Raw genomic sequence first — 19,546 nt, forward strand, 5'->3', positions numbered from 1 at the left:
CTGACAGAGCCTCCAGATAGCTTGCAAAACGAAGCTGATCAGCAGCCAACAGGGAGTTCATGCGATCCATGCCTCGCTCCATCACGAGATCGAATCACCATCCCTACTCCCAAATCTTGTGACACAGCAGGTTAGAGCATTTTCCGTGATCTCTAGATCACGGAAAATGCTCTAACCTGCTGTGTGGTCGCATTTTCTTCACGCGAGCCGGCATCCACCTCGCTTGAAAATGCTTTAGCGGCGGCCCCGCACCGGCCGGGTGCGCGCCGTCCGATCACGCTTTCGCGCGTCCGCGGGCGCCTTGGAACCTTCGCAGGAGCCCGCCGTTCGGACATCCCGACAGCATTCGGTCACGCTTCGCGGCGCCGCCGCGAGGCCGGACCGAGGTCGCTGAACGAGCAGGGAGCTTCCCGATGAGCAGCACCACCGACAAGATCAAGGGCCTGGCCAACGAGGCCGTCGGCAACGTCAAGCAGGGCGTCGGCAACGTCACCGGCAACGAGAAGCTGCAGGCCGAGGGTAAGGCCCAGGAGCTGAAGGGCGAAGCCCAGAAGACCGTCGGCGACGCCAAGGACGGCGTGAAGGGCGCGGCCCAGACGGCCGCCGACGCCGTCAAGAAGATCTGATCCGTTCGGTGACCGGGATCGGGGCCGCACTCGCGCAGCCCCGATCCCCTTCCGCGGGGCGTGCCATCGCCGCCCCCCGACATCGACGGACGAGGACGAGATCATGAACCGAGATCGTTTCGAAGGCGGCGTTCGCCACCTGCGCGGCCGCGCCAAGACCGCCGTCGGCGCCGTGAGCGGCGACCCCGAGCGCCAGTTCGACGGCGCGATCGACCAGGCGGCAGGCGCCGCGCAGCACGCTTACGGCCGCGCCCGCGACACCGTCCAGGTCTGGCGCCGCGACGGCGAGCACCTGATCGACGAGGCCAGCGCCCGCGGCCGCGCCATCGCCGACGAGGCCGCGAGCCGCGGACGCCATTATCGCGATCGCGCAGAACATCACGGGCGCCACGCTGCCCGACGCGCCGACGAGAACAAGGGCGCTACCCTGGCGATCGTCGCCGCCGCAGCCTTCGGGCTCGGCTGGCTCTTGAGCGGGGACCGCTGAGCGTCTCGCACGTGAGTGACGCGCGCAGGCGGGAATGCGGCGATCAGGTTCGCCGTTTCGTCGCCTGAGCGACGCGTGTCGTCGGCGAAAATGGTCTAAGGAAAGGGTGGCCGGGGGCGGCGACGCCCCCCAGCCCGAAGGCCAGACAGACCGAGACGAGGCGATGACCGGCTCCAGCACACCGAACACCCTTCTGACCCCGTCCCTGACGCGGCCCGCGTCGCAGCTGGTTACGATCTTCGGCGGCTCCGGTTACCTCGGGCGTCACGTGGTCCGGGCGCTGGCCAAGCGCGGATACCGCATCCGTGTCGCCGTGCGCCGGCCCGACCTCGCCTTGTTCCTCCAGCCGCTCGGTAAGGTCGGCCAGATCGTCGCCGTCCAGGCGAACCTGCGCTACCCCGAATCGGTGCGGCGCGCGGTCGAGGGCGCGGACGTGGTGATCAACCTCGTCGGCATCCTTCAGGAAACCGGCGCGCAGAGCTTCTCGCGCCTCCAGGTCGACGGGCCCGATGAGATCGCGCGGGCGGCGGCGAAGGCGGGTGCCGCGATGGTCCACGTCTCGGCGATCGGCGCCGACCGGAACTCCGAATCGCGTTATGCCCAGACCAAGGCCGAGGGCGAGGCCGCAGTGTTCGCCGCCCGGCCCGACGCGGTGGTGTTCCGGCCCTCCCTCGTGTTCGGTCCCGGCGACAGCTTCTTCAACCGCTTCGCCAGCCTCGCCCGGTTCCTACCGGTGCTGCCGCTGGCCGGCGCCGAGTCGCGCTTCCAGCCGGTCTTCGTCGGCGACGTAGCCGAGGCGATCGCGCTCGCCACCGACGGCCGCGTGCCCGGCGGCAAGGTCTACGAGCTCGGTGGCCCCGAGGTCGCGACCCTCGATCACCTCGTGCGCTACATGCTGGAGACGACGATGCGCAAGCGCATGGTCGTTTCGCTGCCGCTTCCGCTCGCCAAGATCCAGGCCCGCGCGATGGAGCTCGCCGACACCCTGACCCTCGGCCTGCTGCCGGCCGACCTCAAGCTGACCCGCGACCAGGTCGTCCTGCTGCAGAACGACAACGTCGTCTCGGAGGCCGCCAAGGCCGAGGGGCGCTGCTTCGAAGGTCTTGGCATCCAGCCGACCGCCGCCGAGGCCGTGGTGCCGGGCTATCTCTGGCGCTTCCGCAAGGCCGGTCAATTCGCCAAGGGGCGCGGCACCGAGGAGCAGGCCGAGATCCCCGACATGATCGCCCCGACGCCCATGGGCGAAGGCTCGCAGCATCGGCCCATGCGCGCGTCCGGTCCCGCGATCGGGGCCGATGCCGGCGGATCGCCGGGCATGGGCCAGCGCTGGGGCACCCGCAGCTAGGGCCTCGTGGCGCCAGCGGCATGTCCTCGCCGTCCTAGCGAAGCCGGCCTTGCAGAGCGGGCGCCGGCAGCCGGTGCGTGAGCCGCTTGTGGACGTGCACCATCAGCGCGATGCCGAAGAGCGGCGTCAGCAGGTTGAGCACCGGCACAACCATCATCCCGGCGAGCAGGCAGCCCGCTGCGATCGTGGTGCCGGAGAACGCGCGGCGCATCTCGCCAGCCTCCGCCAGCGGGCGGTAGCGGGCGGCGGCCATCTCGAAATATTCGCGCGACAGCAGGTAGGCGTTGGCGGCGAAGAACGCCGCCAGCCCGATGACCGGCACGAAGAAGATGACCAAAGCGGCGAGGTTCACCAGCAGGGTCAGGCCGGCGAAGCGCAGGGCGTAGAGCATCGCCGAGCCCCACGGCATCGGGCGGCCCGGCGGGTCGTTCGGGAAGTCGGTTCGCTCGACGATCTCGGCGGCGTCGTCAAGGAAGAACCCGGCGACCAGGATCGAGATTGCCGGCATCAGGTAGGCTAGGGCCACGAAGAGCCCGAACCCGGCCAGGAAATAGGCGAGGCTGTCGAGGATGGGGTAGGATTGCGAGATGTGGTGGCTCGCCTGGAACCACTGGATCAGCCGCGTCAGCCCGAACCAGGCCAATGCCAGGATGCCGAGCGTCAACCCGAGCGACTTCCACAGGATCGCGCGGAGCGGCGGGGAGAAGGTCTGGCGCAGGGCCGCGAGTGCCGACTGGATGAGCATGCCGTGATCCCGTCTGCCGCCGTGGTTCGGCGCATCGCGGTTGTGGTGTCCCGATCCCGCCGCCGCAAGGGCGTCGTGCAGCCGTGCACGCGTCTGGAAAGCCGCACGGGTCGTGGCGTTCGGCGTGATCCGAGATGACCGCCGGGCGGGTGGCCCTCCGCCGGGACCGGTACGAGGAGAAGGATGGTGACCGGCGCATGAGACCGAGGCTCGACACGCCACCCCCGCATGCCCGGTTCCGGCCGAGCGTCGCGCCCAGGCTCGCCCCGCTGCCCGCCGACCCCGACGTGGTCGTCGTCGGAGCGGGCGCCGCCGGGATCGCAGCTGCGCGCACCCTGATCGCCGCCGGCCTGTCGGTCGCCGTGCTGGAGGCGCGGGACCGCGTCGGCGGTCGTACGGTGACGACGACGTTGCGCGGTCACGCGATCGACCTCGGAGCGCATTGGCTTCATGCCGGGCCGATCAACCCCCTCGTGCAGCTGGGCTTCGCCCGCGACGAGCCCCTCCGCCGCGCCGCGCAGGAGGGACACGTCTGGGTCGGACGCCGCCCGGGACGGCCGTCCGAGGTCGCCGCCTCGGCTCGGTCCTTCGACCGCGCCGACCGGGCGATGCATGCGGGCGCCGCCGAGGACGGCCTGGACCGCTCGGCGGCGAGCGCCCTACCCCGCAGCCTCGGCCCCTGGGGCGCCCGCGTCGCCCTGGTCCACGGGCTGGTCTCCGGCCGCCCGCTGAAGGAGGTCTCGCTGCACGACTTCCCCAGCATGGAATACGGCGACAACTTCTTCATCGCCGGCGGCTTCGGCGGCTACCTCGCCCGCCTCGCGCAAGAGCTGCCGATCGCGCTGAACTGTCCGGTGACGCGGATCGACTGGTCGGGCGTCGGCGTCCGCATCGCCACCGCCGACGGCCGGCGCCTGAAGGCCCGCGCGGTGGTCGTGACGGTGCCGATGATGGTGCTGCGCGACGCCGTCGCCTTTTCTCCGGCCCTGCCCGCGCCGACTCGCGCGGCGATCGACGGGTTCCGCGCCGGCATCTACGAGCACGCGGTGCTGCACTGGCCGGCGAGCCCGTTCCGCGGTCGGGACCGCCTCGCTAGCCTCGTCGGCGGCCGACTCAGCCCGCCGGGCCTGCTCACGCGGATCGACGACACGCCGTTCCACTACTTCGAGCTCGACGCGGTCGGCGCCGCCGAGATCGACGCGGCCGGCACCGGGGAGGACGGGCTGCGCCGCCGCGTGCGCGCGACGCTGGCCGACCATTTCGGAGCGCGCCGCCTCCACGACCTGTCGATCCCAGCGGTCAGCGAATGGCGCCACGATCCGTGGTCGCGCGGCTCCTGGGCCTCGGTGCCTCCCGGCCATGCGGGTGCACGCCGCGTGCTCCATGAGGCGGTCGGCGGGACGATCTGGTTTGCCGGCGAGGCGCTGTCGCGCGAGCAATGGGGCACCGCCGGCGGCGCCTACGAGGAGGGCGTGCGCGCGGCCGTCGCCGTCGCCGAGCGTATCCGGATGGGCACAGCCGCCTGACGGGATGCGGCGGCGGCGCCGGATCGTCTTGCGGTCAGCCCCGAAACGCGATGCATCAGGCGGCTTGTGATCGCGACGCGGGGAGTGGCCGTCTGATGAACTGGGTCGAGGGCATCGGCTATCTCGGGACGGCGCTGACCATCTCGGCCTCGGCGATGAGCACGATGATCCCCCTCAGGATCATCTCGCTGGTCGCGAGCGCCGCGGTCATCACCTACGGGCTGCTGATCGGCAGCATGCCGGTGGTGCTGACGGAGGCGATCCAGATCCCGTTCAACGCCTGGCGGCTCTGGCAGATGGTCCGGCTCGTGCGCGACGTGGAGACGGCCGCCGAGGGCGACCTCTCCCTCGACTGGCTCAAGCCCTACGGCACCGAGCGCGCCTTCGCGGCCGGCGCTGCGCTCTTCGCCAAGGGCGAGGAGGCGACGACGATGTACTACGTCGAGGCCGGCTGCTTCCGCATACCGGAATACGAAATCGAGGTGCGGGCCGGCGGCATCGTCGGCGAGCTCGGCCTGCTCTCGCCGGGCAACCGGCGCACGGCTTCGCTGATCTGCACGGAGGCTGGCCGGGCGCTGGAGGTGCCCTATTCTGCGGTCAAGCAGCTCTACTACCAGAACCCAGAATTCGGTTTCAGCTTCCTCAAGCTCACGAGCGAGCGGCTGTTCCAGAGCGCCAACGCGCCGGTCTCAGTGGGCGGCGATATAGTCTGAGCTGCACGCCCTGCTTGGACAATCGAACCCGTATCAGCCGCCAAGTCGGTCGCGCAGGCGCGCGAAAAAGCCCATCGCCTCCGGTGGCGGGGGCGCCGACCAGTCGGGCACCGGCCCCTCCCGCAGATGCCAGTCGCGGGACTCGAATCGGTCGCCAGCATCCCCGATCAGGCCGAGGCCGACGCAGGGCCGGTCGGTCCCGTCGCCGACGCGCCCCGCAGCCCAGACTCGCTGCCACCGGTTGCGGATGGTGAGGTCTGCGTCGCACCAGCCGAGCCGTTCGCGGCCCATGACGGCGAAGACGCGCTCGGGCAACGCGTGCGCCGGTATGCGGACCCAGGCCGAGAACACGTAGGGTTTGGCCGGGTCGAACCGGGTCGTGTCGAGGAGCTTGGTGAAGGCGCTGAGGCCCGGCTCCCGGTGCCGTCCCTTGTGCCGCGCCGTCCCGTGCGGAAGCCGCATCGCGTCGGCCGAGGGCGCGGCGGTGAGCGAGGCCGGCGCCACGCCGGCATGGGCGGCGTAGGCCGCGTCGCACAGCGCGACCCAGGATTCGAGCTCGACGTCCCAGGCCTGCTCGCCGGGGGAGAACCGCCGGACGCTTCCTTCGAGCACAAGGTCGCCGGTGCGCCGGAGCGGCTCGGTCGCCGAGCCCGGGGCGGCTTCCCTCACCCGCAGCAGGGTCGAGGGTCCGTGGCGCCAGACCGCCTCGGCTAGGCGCTGGAAGTCGGCGTCGGTCTGTCCCGCGTCGGCCTTTCGCACGAGGATCTTCTCGCCGGTGGCAAGGTCGGCGAGCATCCTCGCCTTAAGGTGCGCGACCCGGCCGTACTCGCGTTCGAGCAGCGCGTCGTGGTCGGTGCCCGCGACGGCCCGCTGCGTGTTCGACCAGATGTTGTAGGTCCGGCTTCGGCAATAGTAGACGCCGGTCTCGGTCGGAGCCAGCACGAGGTCCGAGGGCGCACCGTAGCGCTCGAAGCGGGTTTCAAGCGCACCGATCAGGTCGTCGAGCGGCGTGTAGGAGAAGCGGAGCAGGCCCGAGGGCTCGGCACCGCAATAGCGCTGCACAAAGCCGAACTCGCAATTGCCGCCGAGGCTGCGGAACGCAGCCATGCGCGCGGCGAGACCCGGAACCGTGGCCTTCTCCGTCGCGACGCCCGCCATGCCGATGCCCGCCCCGCGCGCCTCAGAGCATACTGGGCAGGATCCGGTCCGGCGGGCGGTGACCGTCCATGAAGGTCTTGATGTTGATGATCACCTTCTCGCCCATGTCGATCCGGCTCTCGAACGTCGCCGAGCCCATGTGCGGCAGCAGCACGACCTTGCCGGACTTGGCGAGCTTGACCAGGCGTGGGCTCACCGCCGGCTCCTGCTCGAACACATCGAGGCCGGCCGCAGAGATCTCGCCGGCCTCGATCAGGCGGGCGAGCGCGTTCTCGTCGATCACCTCGCCGCGGGCCGTGTTCACGACGATCGCCTCGGGCTTCATCAGCTTGAGGCGGCGGGCCGAGAGCAGGTGGTAGGTCGCGGGCGTGTGCGGGCAGTTGACCGACACGATGTCGACGCGGGCCAGCATCTGGTCGAGTGATTCCCAGTAGGTCGCCTCCAGCCCGGCCTCGATCGCGGCCGGCACCCGGCGGCGGTTGTGATAGTGGATCTGCAGCCCGAACGCCTTGGCGCGGCGCGCGAGCGCCTGGCCGATCCGGCCCATGCCGACGATGCCGAGGCGCTTGCCGGTGATACGGCGACCAAGCATCCAGGTCGGCGACCAGCCCGTGGTCCAGTCGTCGTCGGGAATGATGCGCGCACCCTCGGGCACCCGCCGCGCCACGGCCAGGATCAGCGCCATGGTCATGTCGGCGGTGTCCTCGGTGAGGACGCCGGGGGTGTTGGTGACGGTGATGCCGCGCTCCAGCGCCGCCGACACGTCGATGTGGTCGACGCCGTTGCCGAAGTTGGCGATCAGCCGGAGGTTCGGCCCGGCCTGGGCGAGGAGGCCCGCATCGATCTTGTCGGTGACGGTGGGAACGAGCACGTCGGCTTCGCGCATCGCGGCGGCGATCTGCTCGGGCGCGAGCGGGGCGTCGTCGTGGTTCAGCCGCGCATCGAACAGCTCGCGCATCCGCGTCTCGACCGCGTCCGGCAGGCGTCGCGTCACGACGACGAGCGGCTTGCGCTTCAACGACATCATCTCTCCCATCACCGGGTTCGGGCAGGCCCGACACGAACGCCTCGCGCGGCGTCGGCGCATCGTGGACCGGCCGCGTCCCCGGTTTCAAGCTCCGTTAACCGAGCTCCGCCAGACAGGTGCGGACGGCTTCCGGCCTCTCTATCAGAGGCAGGCCGGAACACAATCGGAAGTGCCGCGCCGGCATCGCCGCGCGGTGCGGGCGTTCCTTCGTCGTGCGCAGATCAGGAGATGGACGATGCGGCTGGCTCGGCTCTTCTTCGCGGGCGCCGCCCTCCTGGCGTCGGCCGCCCTCACGCTTCCCCTGGCCACCAGGTCGGCGCTGGCCGCGCCCGCCGCGGGCGGCGGCCCCGAATCCGGCGTGGGTCCGGTCACCAAGCTGCCGCTGCCGCGCTATGCCAGCCTCAAGACCGATCGCGTGAACCTGCGCGAGGGGCCTTCGAAGGATCACCGCACCCTCTGGGTGTTCCAGCGCGCCGGCATGCCGGTGGAGATCGTCGCCGAGTTCGAAACCTGGCGCCGCATCCGCGATTCGGAAGGGACCGAGGGGTGGGTCCTGCACTCGTTGCTGTCGGGCCGCCGCACCGCGATCGTCACCGCCACGAAGGGCGCCGACAAGGCCGCGATCCCGCTGCGGGCGCGGGCCGACGACGGCGCCGAGGACGAGGCGCGCCTGGAGGCCGGCGTGATCGGCAGCGTGAAGAGCTGCACCGGATCGTGGTGCCGCCTCGTCGTCGCGCTGCCCTCCAAGCGCGACGTGGACGGCTACATCCACCAGGACCGCCTGTGGGGCGTCTACCCGAACGAGAAGGTCGACTAAGAAAAAAGGCCCGGTTCGCACCGGGCCTTCTTCGATTCGGAGACGTTGACGGACGCTCAGCTCTGGCGGCGGGCGCCGGCCCGGCGGCGGAGGCGGACGATCACCTCGACGCCGGCGATCTCCATGCCTTCCGGCGCGTCGGGAAGCGATTCGACGGTGATGCCGCAATCGGGCATGTCCATCACCTGACCTTCGTCCTCAAGGAAGAAGTGGTGGTGCTCGGAGGGGTTGGTGTCGAAGTACGCCTTCGACCCGTCGAGCGCGAGCTGGCGCAGAAGGCCGACCTCGGTGAATTGGTGCAGGGTGTTGTAGACGGTGGCCAGCGACACCGGAACCTTGGCGCGCATCGCCTCGTCGTAGAGCATTTCCGCCGTCAGGTGGCGGTCGCCGCGCCCGAACAGCAACCAGCCGAGCGACAGGCGCTGGCGCGTCGGTCGCAGGCCGGCGCGGCGCAGGCGGTCGCGCAGGTCCGAGAGGGGGCAGCCGCGGCGCGCCGCGCCGGACGCATCCCCCGAAAGGGCCGGGATCCGGGCGTTCAGCGCGGCCTGAAGGGACAGCAGTTCGGACATCGGCGGGACTGAACGCTCGCGAGGGGTGAAGGATTTCGCCCTCGTGTATATGGGAACGGTCGCCGGCTCGCAACACGCGCAGGTGGCCCCTCCCCCGCTCGCGCGAAGGCCGCTTCGTTCGCGCCTGCTTGGAACCGGCTCCGCGCCTATGCTAACGAGGCCGCCGAGTGCGCGGTTCGCCCCGTGTACGGGATGAGCGCCGGCGCCGAAGCCGGCCCGGGCCCGCCGACCGAAGCTCGCGACACGAGGACCGACCCGCCTTCATGACGTCCGACACCGAACAGACCGCCCCCCGCGCCTCGCAGTATTCCTACGAGGACCTGCTCGCCTGCGGGCGCGGCGAACTCTTTGGCGCGGGCAACGCCCAGCTGCCGCTGCCGCCGATGCTGATGTTCGATCGCATCACCGAGATCGCCGCCGAGGGCGGCGCCCACGGCAAGGGTCTGGTCCGCGCCGAGTTCGACATCCGGCCAGACCTCTGGTTCTTCTCCTGCCACTTCAAGGGCGACCCGGTGATGCCGGGCTGCCTCGGGCTCGACGCCCTGTGGCAGCTCGTCGGCTTCCATCTCGGTTGGCTCGGCGCGCCGGGCCGCGGGCGGGCGCTCGGCGTCGGCGAGGTTAAGTTCACGGATCAGGTCCTGCCGACCGTCAAGCAGGTGGTCTACGGCGTCGACCTGCGGCGGGTGCGGACCGGCAAGCTCGTCCTCGGGATCGCCGACGGGTGGCTGGAAGCCGACGGAAAGCGCATCTACGAGGCCAAGGACCTGCGCGTCGCCCTGTTCCAGAGCTGAGCGCCACACCTGATTCCGATGCGTTCCCGGCAACGGGGCGCGTCCTCGCCGGTTGAGAACAGGCCGGCGGCATCCTAGCTGACGAAGTAGCGTGACGCTCACCCACCGGGCGCGTCGCCGGGGAGACGAGTTCGTTCATGCGCCGTGTCGTCGTCACCGGGATGGGCATCGTCTCATCCATCGGAAACAACACCGAGGAAGTGCTCGCCTCGCTCCGCGAAGGGCGGTCCGGCATCACCCGTGACGGCTCGCATGCCGAGCATGGCTTCCGCAGCCAGGTCTCGGGCCGGCCCACCCTGGACCCCGAGGGAGTCGTCGATCGCCGCGCCATGCGCTTCCACGGCGGGGGCAGCGCCTGGAACCACGTGGCGATGGATCAGGCGATCCGCGACTCAGGGCTCGAGGCCGGCGACATCTCGAACGAGCGCACCGGCATCATCATGGGTTCGGGCGGTCCCTCGACACGTGTGATCGTTGAATCGGCCGCGATCGCCCGCGAGAAGGGTCCTAAGCGTGTCGGCCCGTTCGCGGTGCCGAAGGCGATGTCCTCGACCGCCTCGGCGACCCTGGCGACCTGGTTCAAGATCAAGGGCGTCAACTATTCGATCGCCTCGGCCTGCGCGACCTCGAACCACTGCATCGGCAACGCCGCCGAGATCATCCAGGGCGGTCGCCAGGACATCATCTTCGCAGGCGGCTGCGAGGATTTGGACTGGACCCTGTCGGTGCTGTTCGACGCGATGGGCGCGATGTCCTCGAAGTACAACGCGACACCCGAGCGGGCCTCGCGCGCCTACGACGCCAACCGGGACGGCTTCGTCATCGCCGGGGGTGCCGGCGTCCTCGTCCTCGAGGAGTTGGAGCACGCCAAGGCCCGCGGCGCGCGGATCTACGGCGAGATCGCCGGCTACGGCGCGACCTCCGACGGCTACGACATGGTGGCGCCTTCAGGCGAGGGAGCGGTGCGCTGCATGCGCCAGGCGATGGAAGGCCTGAAGGGCGCGCCGATCGACTACATCAACCCGCACGCCACCTCGACGCCCGTGGGCGACGAGAAGGAGATCGAAGCGATCCGCGAGGTGTTCGGCCACGGCGACGCCTGCCCGCCGATCGCGGCGACCAAGTCCCTCACCGGGCACTCGCTCGGCGCCACCGGGGTGCAGGAGGCCATCTACGGGCTCCTGATGATGAACAACGACTTCATCAGCGCCAGCGCGCACATCGATGAGATCGACCCCGCCTTCGCCGACATGCCGATCCTGCGGACCCGCCGGGACGGGGCCAAGCTCGGCCACGTGCTGTCGAACTCGTTCGGCTTCGGCGGCACCAACGCGACCCTGGTGCTGAAGAACGTCGACGCCTGACGCGTCCGGCACGACGGCGGACCGTCGTCAAGGAAATCGGCGGTTCGAGGCACGCTTCGTTAACCATCGGAACCCAAACTCTCCACTCAAGTTCTGCCTTGAGGCTGTGCCAGGGAGTGGAGCGCGCATGACCTTCTTTCTCATCGTCCTGGCGCTCACGGCGGTCGTCCTCGGATCGGCCGGCATCTACGCCAAGCAGGCACTGATCGACGACGCCAAGTCGCAGACGCGTGGCTACTTCTGAAGCAGCTTCCGCGTTTGACCGCCTTGAAGCCCTGCCTCGCGGCAGGGCATTCGTGTTTCAAGGGGACGCCTTTTTCCAGGTCGGAGATTGGACAGCGCCCTCCCCCGCGCCTAAGCCTCGATCCGTGTTGACGTGCGTCCGATGCGGCGCAGCGCTCGGGAGTGACGGATCGAATGACGGGTTTGATGGCGGGCAAGCGCGGCCTGATCATGGGCGTGGCCAACGACCACTCGATCGGCTGGGGCATCGCCAGGACCCTGCACAAGCACGGCGCGCAGCTCGCCTTCACCTACCAGGGCGACGCGCTCGGCAAGCGCGTCGCGCCGTTGGCCGCGCGGCTCGATTCCGACATCGTCCTCCCCTGCGACGTGGAGAACCTCGCCTCCGTGGACGCGACCTTCGCCGCCCTGGACGAGCGCTTCGACGGCACCCTCGACTTCGTAGTCCACGCGATCGGCTTCTCGGACAAGGCGCAGCTCAAGGGCCGCTACGTCGATGTGACCACCCGCGAGAACTTCTCGCGAACCATGACGATCTCGTGCTTCTCCTTCACCGAGATCGCGCAGCGGGCGGCCAAGCGCATGCGCGCGGGCGGATCCCTGCTGACGCTGACCTATGGCGGCTCCACTCGCGTCATGCCGAACTACAACGTGATGGGCGTGGCCAAGGCGGCGCTGGAGGCGTCGGTGCGCTATCTCGCCACCGATCTCGGCCCGGACAACATCCGCGTGAACGCCCTCTCGGCCGGGCCGATGCGGACCCTCGCGGGCGCCGGCATCGCCGACGCGCGGCTGATGTTCAACCACCAGAAGGCGCATGCGCCGCTGCGCCGGACCGTGACCCTCGACGACGTCGGCGGCTCGGCGCTCTACCTGCTGTCGGACCTCTCGTGCGGGGTGACCGGCGAGATACACTTCGTCGATTCCGGCTACAACATCATCTCGATGCCGCGCCCCGACGTGCTCCAGGCGCAGGACGAGGCCGGCGTCGTCGGCGACGCCTGACCCTCAACGCATCACCGCGATCAGCCCGATCACCAGGCTCGCGGCGAGCAGGATCAGGTGGACGCCACCACCGGCGGCGAGCCACGCACTCATTCCTGGGTCGAACCCGCCGGAATACGCCCCGGGGGCAGCAGCCCGGGCTCGCGCGACGGCCGCCGCACGGCATGGCGCCCGCGCCGCTCGATGACCGCCCGCGGCGGCGGCGCGGAGGGATAGTTCGACGCGAACGGGTTCGGGGGCACGGCGGAGCCGGTCGGCCCGAACGTGCTTCCGGCATAGCCCCGGCCCTGTGATAGGGCGGGGAGCGATCCGGCCGCGAGGATCGCGGCGGCGAGCAACGTACGATAGGGCATCGACATCCTTTGGTGTGTGGCCCCATCCAGATAGGGCCGCGGCGGCGCGAGCGGGATTGGAAGACGGCATGGAACCGCATCGGATCGAGCGCGACGGCACGCGGTACGAGGTCGCCTTCGAGCGTGCCCCCGAGGGCTGGGTCGCCCGCATCCGCAGGCTCGACGACGGCGCGGTCCACGTCGTCGCCTTCGCCGACGGGGCCGGATACGACTCCGACGACCCGCGCGGCTCGCTGATCGCCGGCTGCGAGGCGGCGATCGAACGCCTGCCCTGGGCCGCCCCGACCCGGCACTGAGCGGGCGGCCTGCGGAACCACCGCGCCGCCGACGTGTTCGCGCTGGACAGGTTTCGTTCCAGGTCGGGAGATTGCGATGTCCGAAGTCACCTATCACGTCGTCGAGCACGACGGCGGCTACGCCTACAAGGTCGGCGACGTGTTCTCCGAGACCTTCCCGAGTCACGACGAGGCCCTGCAGGCGGCGCAAGCTGCCGCCGCCGAGCAGCAGGTTCCGGGCTCGACCGAGGGCATCCGCTACCAGGACGGCTCGGGCGCCTGGCACGACGAGACCGCCCGCGGCGACGATCGGCCGGTGGCGAAAGTCGAGGATTGATCGAGGCCGTGACGGGCGGGGTCTGGACGATCGATGCCTCGCAAATCGGCCACGGCGCCTCTTAAATCCGTTCCGTCGGCGGTCAAGCCGCCGAAGGGCACCCGCCGCACTACGCCCTCCCCCGAGACGCTGGCGGCGCTGAGCCCGGATCGCCTGATCGGCCTGATCCTCGGCGAGGCGGCGCGCAACGCCGCGTTCAAAAAGCTCGTGAGCGCGGCCCTTGCCTCCCTGCAGGGCCCGGAGGCCGTCGCCGCGATCGTGGATCGCCGGCTCACCGCCCTTGAAGGCGCCCGCGGCTTCATCGATTGGCAGAAGCGCCGAGCCTTCACCACCGACCTCGGTGCGACGGTCACCGTGATCCTCACGGAGCTGGCGACCCTCGACCGCGCGGCCGCCCTGGAACGTCTGGTGCGCTTCCTCGGTGGGGCCGACGCGGTGCTGAACCGGGTCGACGACGGCTCGGGCGCGATCCAGGCCATCTACGAGCGCGCCTCCGAGGCTGTCGTCGCCATCGCGGCGGACCTCGATCCGGACGCCGCTGGCTTGTTCGCCTTGACACTGATCCCGCGCGTCGTCGCCGACCCCTACGGGCCGTTCGGCCTGCTGATCCGCGATCTCGTCCCGCGCCTGCCCGCCATCGCGCTGCGATCCCTCGACGACGCGCTTGCCGAAGCCGTCTGCGCCGGGGCCAAGCCTGCCGACGGCACGAGCGGGACGCCCGCGATCCGCGCCGGTCTGACCCAGGGGAACCTCCTGCGCATTCGCCAGGACATCACCGACAGCCGCGGAGACGTAGACGCCTACGTCGCGCTCGAGCAGGCGATCATGCCCGGCCGGCCGGACGTCATCGAAATCGCCCGGCGTCTGCTCGACGCCGGCCGAGCCGCGGAGGCGCTGGACTGGATTCGGCGCCCGGCATCCTCGCAGGGCCGCGTCGTCACCCGCGCGTCGCTCGCCGTCGGCTGCGCGGCGATCGACGGCCGAGCGCGGGAGCGGATCGCCCTGGAAATCCGCATCCTCGATGCACTCGATCGACGGGAGGAAGCCCAGGCGCTGCGCTGGCGCGGGTTCGAGACCCTGCTCGACGCCGACATGCTGCGGGCGCACCTCGCGAAGCTGCCCGACTTCGAGGACGAAGAAGTTTGGGAGCGTGCCCTCGAACACGTGAGCCGGCACGACGACGCCCACCGCGCGCTCGCTTTCCTCGTGGCGTGGCCGAGCCTCGACCGCGCCGCGCGCCTCGTCCTCGCTCGCGCTTCGGAGTGGCGCGGCGCCGCCTACCGCTTGCTGGAACTGGCGGCGGAGGCGCTGGAGCCCGCCCATCCTGCGGCGGCCGCGATCCTGCTGCGCCGGATGATCGACGACATCCTCGGCGAGGGCCGGAGTAGCGCCTACCCGCATGCGGCGCGCTACCTCAAGGCCCTGGACGCGATGGCGCCGCGGCTTCTGGCCGGCGCGATCGAGCCGGCGCCGGAAGCGTATCGCGCCGGCCTACGCGCGGCGCACGGGCGCAAGTACGGGTTCTGGCCGCTGGTCCAGGATTAAGTGGTTTCGATGCCGTCGACCCGGTCGGGGTAGAAGGCCACGTGCCCGGCGATCTCGGCCACGGCCGGGAACGGCGCCTCGTAGCTCCACACCGCGTCCGGCCGCGACGCGTCGCCCACCTTGAGGCTGAAGTAGCTGGCGTCGCCCTTGTACGGGCAATGGCTCGTCCGCGCCGAAGGCGTGAAGTGCGAGAGGTCGACGTCGGCGCGCGGGACGTAGAGCACCGGCGGATACGACGCCTCCTTCAACGACAGCGCGTTGCGGCTGTCGGCGACGGCGACGCCGTTCAGCATCACCCGGATGCGACCCGGATGCGGCGTGACGGTGATCGGATGGTCGGGGCCGGGCTGTCTCATCGTGGAATCCTCTCGTTGGGGTTCAGCTCGATGGTGCCGAGCGCGTCGGCGAGCCGGGCCTTCGCGCTTCCCGGCTTCAGCGGCACCTGCTGGCTCGCATGCGGCGCCCATCCGGTCAGCCAAAGCACCTCGAAAGTCGCGCGAAGCCGGCCGTCCGCGTCGGCGAAGCGGGAGGCATAGATCTCGGCCATGCGGATCAGCGTGGCGCGCCGCAAGGGCGTGCGGCGGCGCTCGACCAGCGTGTTGGTCAGGCCCATGGCGCGCAGGTCGCGCATCAGCGCGAACGGGTCGGCGTAGCGCACCGTCACGGTCTCGGTGTCGGCGACCGGCAGGGTGAAGCCCGCCCGCTGCAGCAGGGCGCCGACCTCGCGCACCTCGGCGAACGGTGCGACCCGCGGGCTGAGGCCGCCTTCGACCTCGCTCTCGGCCTGGGCGAAGCTCGCACGCAGCTCGTTCAGCGTGGCGCCCCCGAACAAGCATCCAAGGAACAGCCCGTCCGGGCGCAGGGCGCGGCGGAGCTGCACCAGCGTGCCGGGCAGGTCGTTGACGCCCTGGAGCGCGAGGAGCGAGACGGCGCAATCGAAGTAGCCAGGGGCGGCCGGAAGCGCCTCCGGGTCGGCGACCGCCTGCGCGACGCCAGGCTCTGCTGCCTCGGCGAGCGGCGCGAGCCGCAGCACCGCCGCGTCGGGATAGCGGGCGGCGAGCACGCGCGCCGCCGCGGTCGTCGGCGTCGCGAGGTCGAGGCAGGTGGTGAAGGTTCGCAGCACCGCGCCGAGGCGGTCGTCGAGGTCCTCCGCCATGCGGGCGACGAGGAAGTCGGCGAAGCCCGTGCGTCGCGCGCGGGCGAGGCGGCGGCGGGCGAGCCCGGTGTCGAACAGATGCGAAGGCGCTGTCATGCACAGCCACACATGGCGCTCGACCCGTCCGGTTGCCAGCTGCGGCAGCGCTCGGCGAAGGTGGTCGGCCGACCATCACAGTTTTGCGAGGGTGGAACGGGTCTGGACGATCGCCGTTCCTGGTCAGTTCCATCGGCTGCTGAGCCGCATATCGGAGTCGCATCCCATGATCCGCTTTCTGTCCGGGGCCGCCCTGGCCCTCACGATCGTCGCCTTCGGCTCGACCGCCGAGGCCAAGGGCTGCATCAAGGGCGCCATCGTCGGCGGGATCGCAGGCCACTATGCCGGGCATCACGGGTTGGTCGGCGCCGCCGCAGGCTGCGCGATCGGTCGCCACCGCGCCAACGCCGAGGCCCGCCGCAACGACCAGACCCCGCCCGCGACGCGCTGAGCCGGCTGCGCGCTGCGTCAGGGCGTGGGTCGTGCCTGCGCCTGAAAACATCGACAGCGAGGAAGGCCGTGCATCGAAAGGTTCGCGGCCTTCCGCCATTTTCGGCCGCGCCGCGCGGGCGCTCGTCGGCCTCGTCTACCCGCCCTCTTGCGCGGGATGCGGCGCAGCCACGGCCGATCCCGGCGCGCTCTGTCCCGCCTGCTGGTCCGGCCTGCGCTTCATCGAGGAGCCGTGCTGCCCGCGCTACGGGACACCATTCGCCCTCGACCTCGGGATCGGCCCGCTGCTGTCGCCGCGCGCGATCAGCGATCCACCGGTCTTCGAGCGGGCGCGAGCGGTGGCGCTCTACGACGACACCGCCCGCGCGCTCGTGCACCGCCTGAAATACGAGGACCGCCTCGACCTCGCCAAGGCGATGGCGGCGATGATGGCCGCCTCCGGCGCCGCCCTGATCGCGGAGGCCGATTGCGTCGTGCCGGTGCCGTTGCATCGCTGGCGGCTGTGGCGACGGCGGTTCAACCAGGCGGCTTTGCTCGCCCGCCCCCTCGCCCGCGCCGGGCGGGTGCCGTTCCTGCCGCAGGCGCTCGCGCGGGTGAAGGCGACGCGCTCGCAGGTGGGCCTGAGCCGCGCCGGGCGCGCCGAGAACCTCCAGGGCGCCTTCCGCGTGCCGCCGGTGCACCGGGCCGCCCTTCAGGGCCGACGCGTCCTCCTCGTCGACGACGTCACCACCACCGGCGCGACCGCCAACGCCGCCGCCCGCGCGCTGTTGCGCGGCGGGGCGGCCTCCGTCGACCTCCTCACCTTCGCGATGGTGGCCGACCCGATCGGCTGAACGGCCGTCTCACGCCGGCGGCAGCCCGCGCGGCCGCAGGGCGGCGATCGTCAGGTCGAAGGCCTCGGCGATGCCCTCGTGCCAGAGCGAGAACGGCGTCGGACGTTCGAGATGCAGGGCCGCCTCGGCCTCCATGCCGCTGGCCTGCAGGTCGGCGCCATAGCGCAGCGCGAGACGGCGCATCGGCCCGTTCCGGGCGAGACACCGCACGTGCAGGTCGCCGACTCTTCGGTTGCGGGCGGCTTCCGTGATCCGCGCGAACAGGGCGCCGCCGAGGCCGCGGCGGCGATACGCGCGCTCGACGGCGAAGGCCGCCTCCGCCTCGGCGCCGAGGTCGAACGCCGTCGCGCCGGCGCGCGACGGGCGCAACTCGGCGACGCCGCGCAGGACGCCGGAGACGAACGCGCCGAAGATCAGGCCCTCCGCCGTCACGGCGCGCTCGGCGTAGGCGCGGATCCCGGCCTCGCCGACGGCGCCCATGAAGCGGTTCGCACGGGTCTCCGGATCGAGGCGCAGGAAGTAGGCGAGGATCTCGGCGCGGTCGCTCGCACGCAGGCGGCGGATCGTGTGTCCCGCCGGCTTCGGCTCGGGCAGTGCCATGGTTCCAGTCTCCGATTACGCGGCGCTGACGTCTGCGCGCATCCGGGCGTGCCCTCCCTCGAAGGTAGCGCCGGTCTCGCACCGCCAAGCCGATTGTGCAATGCAACAATTCGTCCTTGCAGTTTGCGGCGTGGGCTGACATGCGCCGGGCGGATGGAACCCGTTTCCTCGTATCTTGCCGGGCGGCGGGTTGATCGCCCTGCGCGCGCGCGGCAGACGGGTGATCCGTCCTTCGCGCCGCAACAGGGCCGAGGCCGAGCAGGATCCCGTGGTCGTGAGCCGGATGTCGTGAGCCCAACCTCGCCGAGCCAGGCGCCCTCCGCAGACGCGCGCAGCGGCGCGCTCTCCCCCGGGCCCGTCCACGATCGCTACGAGGCGCTGATCGCGTCGGGCGCGATCGAGCGCGACCCGGCGCAGGCGCGGCTGGTGCGCGCTCTCGACCGGCTCGCCCTCGACCTGGAGCGGCGCCGACGCGCCAAGAAGGGCAGCGCCCTCGGCTGGCTGTTCTCGCGCAAGGACACCGTCGGGCCGACGAAGGGGCTGTACATCTGGGGCTCGGTCGGGCGTGGCAAGACCATGCTGATGGACCTGTTCCACGAGGCCGCCCCCGGCCCGAAGCGCCGCGTCCACTTCCACGGCTTCCTCGCCGACGCGCACGAGCGTATCCACGCCTACCGCCAGGCGCTGAAGCGCGGCGAGGTCAAGGGTGACGACCCGATCGGCCCGGTCGCCGACGCGTTGGCCGACGAGGCGACGCTGCTGTGCTTCGACGAGTTCACCGTCACCGACATCGCCGACGCGATGATCCTCGGCCGGCTGTTCGGAGCGCTGTTCAAGCGCGGCGTGACGGTGGTGGCGACCTCGAACGTGGAGCCGGACCGGCTCTACGAGGGCGGCCTCAACCGGGCCCTGTTCCTGCCCTTCGTCGAGGAGCTGAAGGAGCGGGTCGAGGTGTTGCGCCTGGACTCGCGCACCGACTTCCGCCTCGAGAAACTCGGCGGCGCGCCGGTCTACCACGTGCCTGCCGACGCGGCCGCGCGCTCGGCGATCGATGCCGCCTTCCGCGGCCTGACCGGCAAGGCCAAGGGCCGGTCTGCGACGCTCACCGTGCACGGCCGTCAGGTGCCGGTGCCGCAGGAGGCTGCGGGCGTCGCCCGGTTCAGCTTCGACGACCTCTGCGCCCAGCCCCTCGGCGCCTCCGACTACATGGCGATCGCCCGCGCCTTCCACACGGTGATCGTCGAAGAGATTCCGGTGATGGGCGAGCAGAACCGCAACGAGTGCAAGCGCTTCATCACCCTGATCGACACCCTGTACGACCGCCACGTGAAGCTCGTCGCCTCGGCCGCCGCCGAGGCGCAGGCGCTCTACTCGGTGCGGGAAGGCCGCGAGGCCTTCGAGTTCGATCGGACGGTGTCCCGGCTGATCGAGATGCGCTCGGTGGAATACCTCGCCCTGCCGCACGGCCGGGCCGATTCCGAGGCTTCCGGCTCGACGACCGGCCTCGTCGAGACCTGATGCGGCTTCGCGGCGCCTGCTGCGCCG

The 19,546-nt window shown here is 70.9% G+C and carries 23 protein-coding genes; 15 read left to right on the plus strand and 8 right to left on the minus strand.

Going from position 1 to position 19,546, the window contains the following annotated elements:
- Nucleotides 1-413 precede the first annotated feature (413 nt).
- The 3 genes from FV229_RS09800 to FV229_RS09810 all read left to right on the plus strand — a co-directional run bounded on the left by FV229_RS09800 (nucleotide 414) and on the right by FV229_RS09810 (nucleotide 2,458).
- Nucleotides 414-626 carry a CsbD family protein gene (locus tag FV229_RS09800; RefSeq protein ID WP_147751780.1) on the plus strand — a complete coding sequence of 71 codons (213 nt, stop codon included), beginning with the start codon at nucleotides 414-416 and terminating at the stop codon, nucleotides 624-626.
- A 103-nt stretch (nucleotides 627-729) separates the two neighbouring features.
- On the plus strand, nucleotides 730-1,113 hold the full coding sequence (locus FV229_RS09805) for a CsbD family protein (protein ID WP_147751781.1): 384 nt from the start codon (nucleotides 730-732) through the stop codon (nucleotides 1,111-1,113).
- A 163-nt stretch (nucleotides 1,114-1,276) separates the two neighbouring features.
- Nucleotides 1,277-2,458, plus strand: a complete 1,182-nt coding sequence (locus FV229_RS09810) for a complex I NDUFA9 subunit family protein (protein WP_147751782.1) — start codon at nucleotides 1,277-1,279, stop codon at nucleotides 2,456-2,458.
- A gap of 34 nt (nucleotides 2,459-2,492) precedes the next feature.
- Here FV229_RS09810 and FV229_RS09815 read toward each other — a convergent pair whose 3' ends face one another.
- A complete protein-coding gene (locus FV229_RS09815) occupies nucleotides 2,493-3,203 on the minus strand; it encodes a sulfate transporter family protein (RefSeq protein WP_147751783.1) in 711 nt (236 codons plus the stop codon).
- Nucleotides 3,204-3,400: 197 nt separating this feature from the next.
- Between FV229_RS09815 and FV229_RS09820 the strand changes: the two genes are divergently transcribed.
- Both FV229_RS09820 and FV229_RS09825 read left to right on the plus strand, forming a co-directional pair.
- On the plus strand, nucleotides 3,401-4,729 hold the full coding sequence (locus FV229_RS09820) for an NAD(P)/FAD-dependent oxidoreductase (RefSeq protein ID WP_147751784.1): 1,329 nt from the start codon (nucleotides 3,401-3,403) through the stop codon (nucleotides 4,727-4,729).
- 95 nt (nucleotides 4,730-4,824) lie between these two features.
- Nucleotides 4,825-5,442 (plus strand): cyclic nucleotide-binding domain-containing protein, encoded by a 618-nt coding sequence (locus tag FV229_RS09825; protein WP_147751785.1) that lies wholly within the window; start codon nucleotides 4,825-4,827, stop codon nucleotides 5,440-5,442.
- 33 nt (nucleotides 5,443-5,475) lie between these two features.
- Here FV229_RS09825 and FV229_RS09830 read toward each other — a convergent pair whose 3' ends face one another.
- Together FV229_RS09830 and FV229_RS09835 are read right to left on the minus strand one after the other, a co-directional pair.
- Complete coding sequence (locus FV229_RS09830) at nucleotides 5,476-6,600, minus strand: hypothetical protein (protein WP_147751786.1); 1,125 nt, start codon at nucleotides 6,598-6,600, stop codon at nucleotides 5,476-5,478.
- Between the two features lie 22 nt (nucleotides 6,601-6,622).
- A complete protein-coding gene (locus FV229_RS09835) occupies nucleotides 6,623-7,627 on the minus strand; it encodes a D-glycerate dehydrogenase (protein WP_147751787.1) in 1,005 nt (334 codons plus the stop codon).
- 235 nt (nucleotides 7,628-7,862) lie between these two features.
- Here FV229_RS09835 and FV229_RS09840 point away from each other — a divergent pair, with 235 nt between their 5' ends.
- On the plus strand, nucleotides 7,863-8,444 hold the full coding sequence (locus tag FV229_RS09840) for an SH3 domain-containing protein (RefSeq protein ID WP_147751788.1): 582 nt from the start codon (nucleotides 7,863-7,865) through the stop codon (nucleotides 8,442-8,444).
- Nucleotides 8,445-8,500: 56 nt separating this feature from the next.
- Here FV229_RS09840 and irr read toward each other — a convergent pair whose 3' ends face one another.
- Nucleotides 8,501-9,013, minus strand: a complete 513-nt coding sequence (irr, locus tag FV229_RS09845; protein WP_147751789.1) for a Fur family transcriptional regulator Irr — start codon at nucleotides 9,011-9,013, stop codon at nucleotides 8,501-8,503.
- A gap of 263 nt (nucleotides 9,014-9,276) precedes the next feature.
- Between irr and fabA the strand changes: the two genes are divergently transcribed.
- The 3 genes from fabA (at nucleotide 9,277) to fabI (ending at nucleotide 12,416) form a co-directional block, all read left to right on the plus strand.
- Nucleotides 9,277-9,804, plus strand: coding sequence for a 3-hydroxyacyl-[acyl-carrier-protein] dehydratase FabA (fabA, locus tag FV229_RS09850; protein ID WP_147751790.1), 528 nt, complete (start codon nucleotides 9,277-9,279; stop codon nucleotides 9,802-9,804).
- 137 nt (nucleotides 9,805-9,941) lie between these two features.
- Nucleotides 9,942-11,168 carry a beta-ketoacyl-ACP synthase I gene (fabB, locus tag FV229_RS09855; protein WP_147751791.1) on the plus strand — a complete coding sequence of 409 codons (1,227 nt, stop codon included), beginning with the start codon at nucleotides 9,942-9,944 and terminating at the stop codon, nucleotides 11,166-11,168.
- 417 nt (nucleotides 11,169-11,585) lie between these two features.
- Complete coding sequence (gene fabI, locus FV229_RS09860) at nucleotides 11,586-12,416, plus strand: enoyl-ACP reductase FabI (RefSeq protein ID WP_147751792.1); 831 nt, start codon at nucleotides 11,586-11,588, stop codon at nucleotides 12,414-12,416.
- 89 nt (nucleotides 12,417-12,505) lie between these two features.
- On the opposite strand, the gene FV229_RS09865 is transcribed toward fabI, so the two are convergent.
- Entirely contained in the window at nucleotides 12,506-12,769 is a 264-nt protein-coding gene (locus FV229_RS09865; RefSeq protein ID WP_147751793.1) for a hypothetical protein, read from the minus strand.
- Nucleotides 12,770-12,837: 68 nt separating this feature from the next.
- Here FV229_RS09865 and FV229_RS09870 point away from each other — a divergent pair, with 68 nt between their 5' ends.
- The 3 genes from FV229_RS09870 (at nucleotide 12,838) to FV229_RS09880 (ending at nucleotide 14,926) form a co-directional block, all read left to right on the plus strand.
- Nucleotides 12,838-13,065, plus strand: coding sequence for a hypothetical protein (locus FV229_RS09870; protein WP_147751794.1), 228 nt, complete (start codon nucleotides 12,838-12,840; stop codon nucleotides 13,063-13,065).
- A 76-nt stretch (nucleotides 13,066-13,141) separates the two neighbouring features.
- Nucleotides 13,142-13,381 (plus strand): DUF2188 domain-containing protein, encoded by a 240-nt coding sequence (locus FV229_RS09875; protein ID WP_147751795.1) that lies wholly within the window; start codon nucleotides 13,142-13,144, stop codon nucleotides 13,379-13,381.
- Nucleotides 13,382-13,414: 33 nt separating this feature from the next.
- Nucleotides 13,415-14,926 carry a DUF6880 family protein gene (locus FV229_RS09880; RefSeq protein ID WP_147751796.1) on the plus strand — a complete coding sequence of 504 codons (1,512 nt, stop codon included), beginning with the start codon at nucleotides 13,415-13,417 and terminating at the stop codon, nucleotides 14,924-14,926.
- Here the strand turns inward: FV229_RS09880 and FV229_RS09885 are convergent.
- Together FV229_RS09885 and FV229_RS09890 are read right to left on the minus strand one after the other, a co-directional pair.
- Nucleotides 14,923-15,282, minus strand: a complete 360-nt coding sequence (locus FV229_RS09885; RefSeq protein ID WP_147751797.1) for a DUF427 domain-containing protein — start codon at nucleotides 15,280-15,282, stop codon at nucleotides 14,923-14,925. The two genes, FV229_RS09880 and FV229_RS09885, sit on opposite strands and share 4 nt — an antisense overlap.
- Nucleotides 15,279-16,178: a methyltransferase domain-containing protein gene (locus FV229_RS09890; protein WP_147751798.1), complete on the minus strand. Its 900-nt coding sequence runs from the start codon at nucleotides 16,176-16,178 to the stop codon at nucleotides 15,279-15,281. Before FV229_RS09890 ends, FV229_RS09885 begins: the two co-directional genes overlap by 4 nt.
- A 166-nt stretch (nucleotides 16,179-16,344) precedes the next feature.
- Between FV229_RS09890 and FV229_RS09895 the strand changes: the two genes are divergently transcribed.
- Together FV229_RS09895 and FV229_RS09900 are read left to right on the plus strand one after the other, a co-directional pair.
- A complete protein-coding gene (locus FV229_RS09895) occupies nucleotides 16,345-16,569 on the plus strand; it encodes a hypothetical protein (RefSeq protein ID WP_147751799.1) in 225 nt (74 codons plus the stop codon).
- A gap of 97 nt (nucleotides 16,570-16,666) precedes the next feature.
- Complete coding sequence (locus FV229_RS09900; RefSeq protein ID WP_246688129.1) at nucleotides 16,667-17,401, plus strand: ComF family protein; 735 nt, start codon at nucleotides 16,667-16,669, stop codon at nucleotides 17,399-17,401.
- Between the two features lie 9 nt (nucleotides 17,402-17,410).
- Here the strand turns inward: FV229_RS09900 and FV229_RS09905 are convergent, their stop codons facing one another.
- A complete protein-coding gene (locus tag FV229_RS09905; RefSeq protein WP_147751801.1) occupies nucleotides 17,411-18,001 on the minus strand; it encodes a GNAT family N-acetyltransferase in 591 nt (196 codons plus the stop codon).
- 288 nt (nucleotides 18,002-18,289) lie between these two features.
- Here FV229_RS09905 and zapE point away from each other — a divergent pair, with 288 nt between their 5' ends.
- Entirely contained in the window at nucleotides 18,290-19,519 is a 1,230-nt protein-coding gene (gene zapE / locus FV229_RS09910; RefSeq protein WP_246688128.1) for a cell division protein ZapE, read from the plus strand.
- Nucleotides 19,520-19,546: the final 27 nt, after the last annotated feature.

The organism is Methylobacterium sp. WL120 (assembly GCF_008039465.1).
In the GTDB taxonomy this organism is placed as follows: domain Bacteria; phylum Pseudomonadota; class Alphaproteobacteria; order Rhizobiales; family Beijerinckiaceae; genus Methylobacterium; species Methylobacterium cerastii.